Annotated in this window: 10 protein-coding genes; 7 read left to right on the top strand and 3 right to left on the bottom strand. The window is 31.7% G+C overall.

What is annotated here, in order from left to right:
• On the top strand, positions 1-498 hold a 498-nt coding region (locus DNK47_RS03515), incomplete at its 5' end, for a hypothetical protein (RefSeq protein WP_220084659.1).
• The gene (locus tag DNK47_RS02940; protein ID WP_112665798.1) at positions 498-1,241 is read left to right on the top strand and encodes a hypothetical protein; all 744 of its coding nucleotides are present in this window, start codon (positions 498-500) and stop codon (positions 1,239-1,241) included. The genes DNK47_RS03515 and DNK47_RS02940, both read left to right, overlap by 1 nt.
• Positions 1,242-1,308: 67 nt before the next feature.
• On the opposite strand, the gene DNK47_RS02935 is transcribed toward DNK47_RS02940, so the two are convergent.
• The gene (locus DNK47_RS02935) at positions 1,309-1,488 is read right to left on the bottom strand and encodes a hypothetical protein (protein WP_112665796.1); all 180 of its coding nucleotides are present in this window, start codon (positions 1,486-1,488) and stop codon (positions 1,309-1,311) included.
• 230 nt (positions 1,489-1,718) lie between these two features.
• On the opposite strand from DNK47_RS02935, the gene DNK47_RS02930 reads away from it, so the two are divergent.
• The 4 genes from DNK47_RS02930 to DNK47_RS02915 all read left to right on the top strand — a co-directional run bounded on the left by DNK47_RS02930 (position 1,719) and on the right by DNK47_RS02915 (position 8,995).
• Entirely contained in the window at positions 1,719-2,006 is a 288-nt protein-coding gene (locus DNK47_RS02930) for a hypothetical protein (RefSeq protein WP_112665794.1), read from the top strand.
• Positions 2,007-2,418: 412 nt separating this feature from the next.
• Entirely contained in the window at positions 2,419-5,622 is a 3,204-nt protein-coding gene (locus DNK47_RS02925; RefSeq protein WP_112665792.1) for a type I restriction endonuclease subunit R, read from the top strand.
• A gap of 34 nt (positions 5,623-5,656) precedes the next feature.
• Entirely contained in the window at positions 5,657-7,228 is a 1,572-nt protein-coding gene (locus DNK47_RS02920; RefSeq protein WP_112665790.1) for an N-6 DNA methylase, read from the top strand.
• 6 nt (positions 7,229-7,234) lie between these two features.
• Positions 7,235-8,995 carry a hypothetical protein gene (locus tag DNK47_RS02915; protein ID WP_112665788.1) on the top strand — a complete coding sequence of 587 codons (1,761 nt, stop codon included), beginning with the start codon at positions 7,235-7,237 and terminating at the stop codon, positions 8,993-8,995.
• Positions 8,996-9,016: 21 nt separating this feature from the next.
• On the opposite strand, the gene DNK47_RS02910 is transcribed toward DNK47_RS02915, so the two are convergent.
• Together DNK47_RS02910 and DNK47_RS02905 are read right to left on the bottom strand one after the other, a co-directional pair.
• Positions 9,017-9,604: a type I restriction enzyme subunit R domain-containing protein gene (locus DNK47_RS02910; protein WP_112665786.1), complete on the bottom strand. Its 588-nt coding sequence runs from the start codon at positions 9,602-9,604 to the stop codon at positions 9,017-9,019.
• Positions 9,595-10,755: a type I restriction endonuclease subunit R gene (locus tag DNK47_RS02905; protein ID WP_112665784.1), complete on the bottom strand. Its 1,161-nt coding sequence runs from the start codon at positions 10,753-10,755 to the stop codon at positions 9,595-9,597. Before DNK47_RS02905 ends, DNK47_RS02910 begins: the two co-directional genes overlap by 10 nt.
• Before the next feature lie 410 nt (positions 10,756-11,165).
• Here DNK47_RS02905 and DNK47_RS02900 point away from each other — a divergent pair, with 410 nt between their 5' ends.
• Entirely contained in the window at positions 11,166-11,948 is a 783-nt protein-coding gene (locus DNK47_RS02900; protein ID WP_112665782.1) for a hypothetical protein, read from the top strand.
• Positions 11,949-12,441 lie beyond the last annotated feature (493 nt).

Raw genomic sequence — 12,441 nt, 5'->3', positions numbered from 1 at the left:
ACACAAACTCCTTTATTATCTCCTAGTGGTAACGTACTATCCGGTGATACAGGAACTACTTTTACTGGGGAAGAAGAACAGGATGGAAATTGTATATTAGTTGAAAACTCTCCAAAAATTATTAGTAAGATCCCTGATTCCGTCACATACTTTTCAGTATCTTGCCAAAATAGTGAATTTTCTGATATGGACGTAGAAAAATGAGTAGGTATTTTCCCCGCCGATCTTCTTCAAGGCAATGGCCAAGGATTCAAACTAGGAAACAGATTTAGTATTGTCGCGACAGATCAAGGCGATCCTGAAGAAGGAGCAGAAGCTTATCAAACTTTATTTACTGGAGATAAGTTTTTAAAGTCACCGTTAACTGGAAGATGAGGTAGTAGCTCGTTAGATAGTGAAGATGATGAAGAAGACAATGATGAAACAATTGTTGCTTACAAAGTAGAACTAGTAAATTCAGAAACTTCTAAAAACTTTTATATTTTTAAACCTGAATAATGATTGGAGCATTTTTTAAATTTGTTCTACCAATATCTGTTACTGGTACAGGTATTGCAACAGCCTTAAATTCTTCCAATACATCTTCTGAAAAAGGCAATGTTCCTACTAATACAGTGATGACACATGTAGCTACCTTGGAAGAACAATCTACATTAAAAACATCTTTGCCAAACGAAAATCCTGCCCCAATTCTGGTAATTCCTGAGGCTTCCGCGAAAGATTTTGTTTTACCCGAAGGGATTGAGTCAGCAGAACCACACTATTTAAAAACTGAAGAGGTTGAACAAGAGATTGAAACAATTGAACGAGGTAATTGTGATTTCGATGATTCAATGACAAGCATTCTCAGATCACAAGAACAAAAAGAACAAGATTATTATTCAGTAACTTGTACAAATGTAGGAATAGACGGAGAACCAGACACATCTTTTCAGAATAAATGAAAAGGGGCTTTTCCAAAAGCGCTTTTTGTTTTAACAGATTTAACTGTAACTAAAAAACTAGAAATAAAAGTAAAAACAGAATTTTCAGAAGATGATCCTGCAGACGAAAACTATCCGTATGAAATTAAGTTTTGAAGTCCACAATTCAATAACACAGAAAATTCCACAATTAATGGAAATTGAGATTACAAAGGAGATTTAGATGATGACAATAGTACAGGAGCCATTGTTAAATTAACCCATTCCTCAGACTTGCAAAACATTTATCTTCTATTGGATGCAGAGCCAGAAGAATAAGAATTTAAATTTAATCAAGCAATTCAAGTTAAAGTTCTTATAGATATTAGAAATAGAACTTATTCCCCTAAAATCAACGACAATATTGAATAATTGAAGTGTCTATATTTGCAAGTGGATTAAGTAAGCTTTTAATTTCCTCTCTTACAATTACAGGAATAGCTATTCCAGCTTCTCAGATAGTTAATAATTCTTCATCAATAAAGGCATCTCAAGATATAGAGGAGACAACTGAATCGATTAACAAGAAATCTTGTACAGTCTTTTTGACTAGCCCAAATAATAATTACAAAGTGATATATTGTGTCGAAGAAAATTCTCAAAAAGAGTGATTATTTATTTAATAAAGATAAGTATTCTTTAGAAAGGATTGAAGGCTTAACTTCTAAAAATAATCCAAAAGTGAATTTGAGCTACTCTTTAAAAGATTGGGAAGGAAGAGAATGTTCTGGATTCAAAAAATAATATGATACAAGCTTGCACAAAGCTAAAGAATTTCTAGAAGATACTTTCAAGATTCATTACAAATCTAAAAATTCCTTTCCTTTTCCATTCTTTGAATACTTTAAAGGGAATGGTTGTTTAACGACTTTCAATACTTATATACGTTCTGATATGCCGGTAAGGTTCTCTCGCTCATCTTTCGATGTTCCAGTTAGAGAATTTGACAAATCACTTAAACAATCAGATTATCAAAAATCCTCTCTTCAAGTGGAGAAAAGAAATGTTATATGCAATACAAGAGTCTCAGATGGAGAGAAGTAAGTTGTCAGGATGAATTATTTTCCAAGCAGTAGTTAAAGATAACTTTTTTATTACTTTTTGATTAAAAGGGTTTTAACTAAATATTCAGTGTTTGTTATTCAATTAATTTCGCGAAATTTTCCTTAAAAATGGAAATAATTTAACGATTTCACTTATAAACTCTATTACAAGGGCTTTGTTGCTTATGTAGACTCTTTAGAGTTCTACACCACTAAAGATTTTTTATTCTTTGCTTTTTGTTTATGTCTAAAGGTGATTGGTTAATTCAAGGTAGTTTCCTTTCAGTCTTAGGATTAAAACATTACCGAAATAAATTTTTTACTTATCAAAAAAAATTTGCCTTACGCGCATACGCGTGCGTGACACCTTTTTAAAGAAATTATTTCAGGAATGAAACAACAAGTAACTTAAATTGTCGTCTGAATTATTATCACCACCAAAAACCAAACAAGAATTAATAGATCTTGTTGTCTCATTTCTTGGAGAAGGAGGGGAGGGATATTTTCACACTAGAGGCGCGGGGTTACAAAGAAATTCAGAAGAAATTTTCTTAATTGATGATTTTTATGAATTTATTAGTGAGAAACATCATTACTTCAACAAAAAAGATGCACAAGAAATTCTTGAACAAATCAAAGACAATAGCAAGTCTTTACAAGCTTTTAATAAATATTTCTTCCAAATATTAAGAGAGGGATTTCCCTATAGAAGGAGAGAAGATGATGAAACGTATCCAATAAATTTCATTGACTTCAAAAATTTTGAGAACAATATTTTCAGAATAGTTGATCGGATTTCTTTTAAAGCTACACATCTTGACTATGAATTTCAAAATGCAATGTCTAATGAAATTGACTTAATTGTTTACATAAATGGATTGCCTCTGTTTGTCTGAGAATTCAATACTCCTAAACAGGATGGAGAGAGTAAAAATGAGTTGTTATTAAGTGCCTTCCAGTCTATTGAATACAACGCAAAATTAATTCCAGAATTATTTAGATATAACGCTTTCTGCGTTATATGTAGTGGTTTAAGAGAAGTCAAATATGGTATTTCTTGAGGGGAGTATAGTGACTATAAAGAATGAAAAAGAATGTCTGAAATTGTTCAGCCTCAAAAAAACATATTGGTCGCAACAGTTAGAGGCTTATTCTGTAAATGGCGAATCATAGAAATTATAGACACTTTTATTTGTTTTTCTGATACTGATCCAAGTAAAAAAGTTGTCTGTAGATATCCACAATATTTTGGAGCCACCAAACTATTAAAGAGTATTGAAGTTCGTTGTAAGAATGACCAAAATGGAGATGGAAAAGGAGGAGTTTATTTTGGTTCTACTGGTTGTGGAAAGAGTTACACAATGCTTTTCTTGTCTAAACTTCTACTTTCCTCTCCAGAATTAAAAAGACCAACTATTTTGCTAATAACGGACAGAATAGCCTTAAATGAACAATTAAGTAAGTTATTCAGAGATCATAGGGAATATCTGCAATGTGAAGAGGTTATCAAGATAGATAATGAAAGGTATCCCTTGAAGCAGACCATTAAGGGATCTACTTCTGGAGGAATCTATTTAACCAATATTCAAAAATTTAGAGTAATTAATGAAGTTCTTTCCCGTAGATGGAATTTTGTATGTATTTCTGATGAAGCCCATAGAACACAAGACAACTTAGGAGGAGGTCAATACAGAACAGTAGGAGAAAAATTAAGGCTAAGTAAGGCTTTAGCGCAATTATTGCACGAATCCCTTCCTAATGCAACTTACGTTGGTTTTACAGCAACCCCGAGAGACCAAACATTAGATGCTTTCGGAGGGGCTGTTGATATTTACAGCATGCCTCAATCAGTAAAAGATGGATTTACTGTACAGATCATCGCCGAATGAAGGGAAACCAAACTGCAATTAAACGAAGAAATTGCAAAACAAATAGACAATATCTATGCAGAGATGGCACAAGGCAACATGACTCCAGAAAAAATTCAAGATGATCAGGAAAGAAGAGTCAGATGGAGAAAGACTTTGTCTTCTCCAAAAATACTAGAGGTTATCGCTAAAGAAATTATTGATCACTATGAGCGAAGAGTCAATGACAAAAAAACTTCTGGTAAGGCGATGATTGTGGTGGACAGCAGAGAAGCTGCCCGCACTATGTATAACATACTTCAAACATTAAGACCGCAATGATTTGAAGAAAAAGATTCTCTGTTCCCAGAAAGAGCTATGGTTAATCTAGTAATTTCACACCATAGTCCTACTGATTCCGAAGAGATGAAGGCTACAGTTGATGAATTAGTTAGCCATAGTAAATTGGCCAGAGAATTTAAGAAAGATAAGTCTAATTTCAAAATTGCAATAGTTTGTGGGATGTGATTAACAGGATTTGATGTTCCATCCCTAGACACTATGTATTTAAACAAATATATGCGCGATAACGAATTGATTCAAGCTATTTCAAGAGTAAATAGAAGCTATGAAAGTAAAGAATACAAAAAAGAAGAAGGGCTAGTGGTCTTTTTTGTTCCTCTCAAAAGAGAGCTGAGGGATGCGATGGAATCATTGGAGAGCATGGGAGGTGGTGCAGGAATTGTAAATATAGATGAAATTGTTATGGAATTAGAGGAAAAACTACAAGCTCTTGATGTTAGGCTTTCTCAATTTTTCGAATGAGATATTGATGCATTCTTAGAGGCAGATGAAGTAGGAAAAAGAATTTATATAAGTAACACTATTTGTTGGCTAGACAAGCAAGATGATGAGTACAGAAGAGATATATTCCTTAGGTTGAAGGATATAAGGAAGAAGTATCACAAATGTATGTCTTATGACTCTTTTCAAAAAAACAAATCTTGTATAGAACAAATAATGCTCTATGACATTATCTACAACATTTGAAGAGATCCTTCTAGAGAAGCTCAAATGAAAGTCAAAGAAATTGATGAATTAATGAAACAAGCTTTTTCAGTTCAGTCCATTCAAGGAAACAGTCAAGATGATGCTATTAACCTGCATGTGAATTACTATGACAAGAAAGAAGAGGCTTCTCTTCCTTGAAATGATGAACGAGCAGAACATTTGACAAAAATGGAGGAACGGTGAATACAAAAAATTAATGATTTGCAAGAGAAAGGAGAACAAGGAAAAACAATGGCTGAGAGACTAAAAGCCCTGATAGAAAAACATAACTCAGCTTGAGATGAATTAGAAAGGAGGGAAATACAGAAAGAGATACAGGAATTAGAAAAAGAAATAGAGTCTTTTTCAAAGGAAGATCAGGCTAGAAGAAGAGAAGAATGGAGAAGCAATTTAATCTGTAACAAAGTTTTAATACCTATAAAAAACAAATATCAATTTGAATTTGAAGAGGAAAAAATGAATGACTTGGCAAAAGGACTGAAAGAAAAAGGTGATGAATACACAAACTTCATTGATTGGGATAAGAAAACTACTGTAAAGATCAAGCTTAAACAAGTTTGAAAAACTCTACTTATTAAAAATAATTGGCCTCCAAAGTACTTTTTAGAAGAAGAGAGTCCTTATGAAACTTCAAAGGTAATCAAAGAAACTTGTGAGAATTTATTGTTTATCTTTAAGAATTTCCCGCAAGAAGAATAAAGGAAAGTCAATGAAGAAATGAAATAATTTCTAAATGTCAAAAAAGTTAAGTAGTAACCAATGATTCAAAAAATTAATGAATTATCAAGGGTCTTTAGTGAGCTTTGAGTACGGCCGGATTCTTAATAGCTTATTTCTACTGAGACACTTAAATGGTAGATTTGAAAAACAAAGAGAATATCTAATAACGGAGGGGAGAGAAGATGATCTAGAAGACAGTGACTCTTATTTTGAAAAAAATGTAACTTACCTCCCGAAAGAAGCTAGATGATCAGAAATACTTCAACAATCACAAGAGTCTAATCTTGGGGTTTGTTTAGATAAGGCCTTTGAGTTAATTCAACAAGAAGACAATCGTTTAATAGGAGTTATTAAAAGATATTGTTTCACTCAGTCAGGACTAAAACAAGGTAGTCTGAGAACTATTATGGATGATATTGAAAGGATTTATGAAGAGGCTGATTCAGAGGAAGAATTTATAAATAACTTTCAAGAATTATTGAATGAATTTGCTCAGATCATCGGAAAGCAAGAAAAAGAAAATAAACACACTCAGTTAACTGCTTCTAAGTTATTAGTTACATTATTGGAAATAGAGCATAAGCCGGCAAGAATTTATGATCCTTGTTTCGGGACAGGGAGCCTTTTGTTGGAGGCCTCTAAATATATCAAGAAAACTTACAAAGATATGGATGAAACTGAATTTGAATCTCTTTTTTCCTTCTATGGGCAAGAAAGATATTGAGAGATGCACAGCTTAGCAAAAATTAATTTCGCTATTAATGGTATAGAGCCTTTTTTCGGGGAGCCAGCTTGTACTTTTAATAGAGAACAGCATGTTGGAAAGAAGATGGACTATATTGTTGCAAGTATTCCTTCAAATCAGTCAGATTGAAGGGATGAAGAAGGTTTAATTGACGATGTTAGATGAGAAGGGTATGGAATCCCCCCTGTTAAAAGTGCCAATTATGCTTGAATACTACACATAATTAATAAGCTGTCAAGTCATGGTATAGCAACTGTTTTAATACCTCAAAGGGCTTTGCATGGCGGTGGAGATGAAAAGAGGATAAGACAAAGAATAATAGAGAATGGTTTAATAGAAGCAGTTATATTGCTACCAAAAAGGCTAGTCTATAATGACGACATTCAACTCTCTATTCTTGTAATCAATAAGAATAAAGCGAAAAAGACAATTATAGTTGGCGATCAAGCGAAAACTTGCAGAAATAGAACACAAGAAGTCTTATTTATTGATGCTAGAAAGGGTGTGGGGGTTAGAGTTAGTGGCGATTTACAACTATCCTTGAAAGATATTGAAAAAATTGTTAAGACTTTACAGGACTGAAGATACGAATTTTCAATACAAGAAATAAATGAAAATGAAAAGATAAGTTACAAAAGTGTCACTTTGGAGGAAATCAAAGCGGCTGATTTCTCCTTGTTTCAAGACCAATATGTGTCAGATAACTCAAATAAAGAATTAGAGCAAGTTTTAGAGTGAGAAGTAAGAAGAAAAGAAATTGAAGAAAATTTATTGATTCTTTTTAAGAAGGAGGAGGAAAAGAGAGAGAATGTTTTAAAGCTTTTTACTAAGAAATCCTAGTTTCCATTGGGCTTAAAGGATAAATTAATCAATTTTTTTAAAAATAAAAAAAATTTATTTGCAGAGCCAATTATTGAAGTTAAAGAAATTGAAGAATCTCAATCAGAAAGAATTATTAAATTTCCCGAGCAAATTCCTAATTATGCCAAAAAACATTCATACCACTATACAACCGAAACAGAACGAACAAAAAATTCTTTAAGGCCGGATCAAATATATTCCTCAAAATCCTCCCAAACATCTCAAAAAACATCTAACTATACATTTAATTACAATTACACTCCCCCTCAAGTAAATAAAAGTCCTACCCAAGATATTCAAAAAATTAAACCTAATCAACTACATTCCTCAAAAACAATTAATTCCGATGTTTTCAAGGTAAATTCTCCTCAAAAATCCTATCAAGCATCTCCCAAAACATCTAGCTATACATTCAATTACAACTACACTCCTCCTCAAGTAAATAAAAGTCCTATTCCAGATATTCAGATAATTAAACCCAATTTACAAGATCAAAAAAACAACTATATCCCTGAATCTAAATATCAAAGGCAAAAGTCTGTTTTACAAGCTGATAAGAGAAAAGAGAAAGAAAAACCCCTTTCTAAGTTCGCACTGAAGTCTTTTGGTGAATATGTTGTAAGAAATAGAACAATCAGTCCTCAAGATTCATCTTTGAAACTAATAGTTCCGAGTGCAGACAAACAAATGCTTATTTTGAAATCCAAGAATATTGATGTAATTAGAAGTAGTAATTATTTAAAGGTGGAAGAGGGAGATTTTGTGGCCAATCTTAATAATGTCAATAAAAGTAGTAAAAAGTTTTCAGTAGCTATTTACAGAAAAAAAGAGACTGCCCTTACAAGCAACAGCTTTTTTGTATTTAGAACAAAAAGTGAGATCTTGAATAGAGATTTTTTGGAATTATTAATTCAAGATCAAAGATTTGATGATAAATTAGCTTTTCTAACTTTTAAGTTTTCTAGGAATAATCAAATTTCCTGAGAAAGTCTTGAAAAAAACCTATTTCTCAATATCCCTTCCTTAAAAGCTCAACAAGAAATACTAGAAAAGAAGAAAGCTTTACAAGAATTAATAGAAGTAAAACAATCTATTTGTCGGGAGTTAGATGAATGAATGAAGAATTATTTTTATTTCCTATCTAAGGATGAAAAATTAATAACTAAAAACTTTAAAGAACTATTTTCTATCGAAAAGAAAACAGGATTATCTGTCCCTAAGCTTCAGGATTTACAAAATCAATTAGGTAAATTTATTTTTTCAAGTTTTAAAAAACTAATTGTTGAAAGTTGTGAGTTATGCAATTGCGACTTTTGTGAATCAGATAAACTCCTTCTTTCCGCAAAAGTATACGAAGATGATGAACAAAAACACATATTAAATCTCTGGGTTGGTTGTGTAGGATTTGCTTCTAGTTCCCATTTCATTGTTTTGACTCCTCACGAAGCTTTAAGAATTCCCTATAGTTATTGATTATTGAGAGAAAATTTCAACAACTTAATTAAAAGTATTCCTTCAATCACCTCAAAAAGAACAGTGAGTACAGTGGAACTGAAGAATTGTTATCTGGATTTACTGCCTGAAACCAAGATTAAAGAGTTCAATAATATGTGCAAACCTATTTTTGAATATCAACAAGCACTTGAAGAAGAAATATATAAATTAACTAAGTTACAGGAGGGGGAGATAGATACTTTCTTATTAAGGACCTTTTCTAAAAGAATATCTTGAGATCTTTCAAGATAACAATTGGTTAAAAAACAAATTCTACTGTGAAATAGCCTTCTCTAGACTCAAAGACTGCAGTTGTTCTTTTCACAATTTCTTCAGCGCTCTTGTGGCCGTGGAATTGTAACTTACTATTAAGGCATTTGTTTTTCCTTTAGCTCTTCCATTAACTCTAGTAATTACTTGCCTCAAAACAGTTTCGGGAGGAGATCTGTCCAAATAAATTGTGTCTAATAGATCATTTGAAAATCCTCTTATTAAATGTCCAACTGCAATTGCTATTCTGAATGTGGAATTTTCTTTTAAGAAGTTAGCTTTCAATTCTTCTCTTCAAGTGTCATTTCCGACCAATGAAAAAAAATCAAGTTTTTTATCTTTTCAATTTAAAAAGATTTTTTTATCTTTAGCATCCTGAGGCATAATCAAGTGTACTTTAGATTCTTCATTAATTTCTTCGGAAAAATAGTTTGGTCTAATTTCTCTAAGTGCTCTATATGCGGCTATAGCGGCCTTACGAGTTCCAAAAAATACAATTGCCTTTTCTGTTGTGTTTTTTCTTCTGCATCTCTCTTCATAGTGTTCAACAATATCTCTAATAACTCTTTGAGTTCTTTTCTCTATTTGCATCCTGCCCCCCCCGCGAAGATATCGCTCTGTGAGCCCGAAATAGATCTAATTTGGCTTCTGTCTTCATAATCTCATTTCATTGCAATACCATCTGTCACCAAGTCATCAAGTTGATACTCATCTCCATGAACCTTTCCAAATATATCTGTTGAATGTTTTTTAGTATCGGAAGCAATTTCTAAAAAAATAGCATTTGGGAGATACATCTTTAATCGTTCCATTCTCGGAATTACACTGATTTCTTTTCCACTTATATCTTTTGTATGACTAATTCCTATGGTGTACTTTCTAGATCCAACTTCATAAAAAATACAAATTACCTTATCGAGGCAAATTACCTCATCCATAATTTTTAAAACGTTTATGTCGGCAAAAAGAATTTGTTCATAGTCATAGGAACGACTATAAAATTTTCCAGAACTCATTTCACAAATTTCTGATACATTCAAAAACTTTTTATAACCTTGAAATGTTTCAAATAATTTGTACCGGACATCTACCCTATCTAAAAAAATAACTATAGGCATTTTTTTTGAGATAAGTAATTTGCACAAAAAAAGTAGAATATGGGCTCTGCCTGATCTTGGAACAACTCTTTGAATGCCAGCTTGTTTTTTTCCAGATTTAATGCAAGAATTTATTTCTCTTGCAAATTTAGAGGCCAAATAAAACTGCTGATATCAACAAATCTTCTTTTTTCTGTAATCATCATTAGGGGCACAAATGAAGTACTTAATTATGGTGAGTAAGTCTTTTTTGTTCAATAAATTCTCAATAACATAAGCTATGGAACTTCCCTTAAAACAAATATCTCTTCCCTCTAAGTCTCTTCATTCTCAACCTCAATGCTCGTCAAGTTCATTTTTTACTCAGGGAATTCCATATCTAGTCTCTGTTAATCCCTTGGAAATTAAAGAAAAAACATTGAAACTATATATCTGTTGAAATTTATGACATTCTGTATTTAGTTGTTCATAAATTCTTTCAATATTGTCATCTTCATCTCCAATCTTTCAAGTAATTACAGGTATTCCATTTATATAAATAATTAGGTCTAGAGTATTCCCAATTTCTTTTTGATAGCCAATAGCCCTGAAAATATTATTTTCTAGTGGTTGAAAGTTGATTGAAAATGTTTTAATTCACCTCAATAAGTGACAATTATGAAATAGTTCAAAAGAATTACCTGTGATAATTGGAATGCTCTTTTCTAATTCTGCAGGGAAATTACTGTAATTTTTTAAAAACTTTCTTAAATCTTCAACAATAATGAAATTGTTAACTTCTTTAGTTTCTGCTAAATCAACTTAATAGCCTTGTTTTTCTAAGTTTTCAAGTATGTGGGTTTGTATTTGGTCTTTAGTCAAAAAGTTGGTTTTTCGATCCTTTTTAGATAGAAAGAGAAATTTATATATTAATTTTTTATAAATAGAGAGGGGTTATTTTTACTTAGCTAAAGAAAAAAGAAAGCATAAAAAAGTGAATGAAAAAGATGGAGTGGGAAAAAATAATCAAAAAAGAATAACATCTGTTCTAATAAGGGTTCAATAGTAGAAAATTCATGAATCCTTTAGGTTATTGTTTATCAATTATTCCTGTAGTTGCTGGGTGTGGATATGGAGTTTATGCTTTAACGAGGGGGGGGCAATCAGTTGCTAATGTTGCCGACCTACCACAAGCACAAATTTCTGATCAAGTTACACAAGAAAGAAATTCTTTAGAGGCTTCAAATTTTAGATCTACCGATAAAGTAACGAGACGAGAAAAAACTCGAGGAACTATAGGTGACTCTCAGCAACACAGAACTAGAAAGTCATCAAATTTCCGAAAGTCTCTTTCTGACTTTAATTGAACTTTTGGGAGAGAAAGAAGCGGAGGAAAGGAATTATTGGTTCAAATTACAAAGGGGACAGGAGCCGAAGAACAAGAAAATCTTAAATTTGGTTCCGGATTCACAGTATCTGCTGATGGTCAAGATTTAAGTGCTAGTTATATTCTTTGTACCGTTAACTCTAACAGTAATAAATATTTCTTAATGAAACGAGAAGGATCGTCAACTAACTATACAACAATAAATGGTGACCGCATGCCTCCTTGCAGTTGGCGAAATAGCCCGAAAGAAAATGTGACCAAATATAGTATTTTCAAATGAGATGAATCTGGACAAAAATCAAACCCTATAAAAAACATAATGCAAATAGACTTGAGCACTTGTACTATTAATGGAAAGAATTGAAATAGTAATACAAAAAGATTGGAAATGATTTGTAAAGAATCTGCAAATTCAATGTTTAGGGGAAGACCAAGTAATTCTGATATTTCAATAGAACTTAAAAAAGATTAATTAAAAATAGTATTTAAATCTACATATCAAATAAGTAATTGAAAATCAAATTCCTGATATAAAGAGAAATTTTCTACAACTTTATTTGTCGTCGTGAACGAACAAGTAGCGGAATAATTAAGTCAAAATAAAAAGACTTGATTAAACGTGAAAGAAGGTTGAAATCAAAATAATCAAAGACTAAAAACTTAAATTCCAAAAATTATCAGTTACTAATCAGAATTAAATAAGTAATTGTGAATAGGATTAGATTTTCCTAAAAATTTGTTTACTGATAAATAAGAGAATTGAAAATAAAAACTAATTATTTAGATTTCATAATTTTTTAGAAAAATGAAAAAAAACATTAGATGGGTTGAATTAGGTGAGATTTGTGAATTTCAAAGAGGATTAACCATTTCTGAAAAAGATCAATTTAAAGAAAATATTGAAGGAGATTTATTACCAATAATCAAAATAGGGAACATACAGGATACAGAAATAGTCAAAAATA

This window comes from Mycoplasma wenyonii (assembly GCF_003265155.1).
GTDB classification, from domain to species: Bacteria; Bacillota_I; Bacilli_A; order Mycoplasmatales; family Mycoplasmoidaceae; genus Eperythrozoon_A; species Eperythrozoon_A wenyonii_C.
Note: the sequence above shows the minus strand (reverse complement) of the source record. Positions and strands in the feature narration are given on the sequence as shown.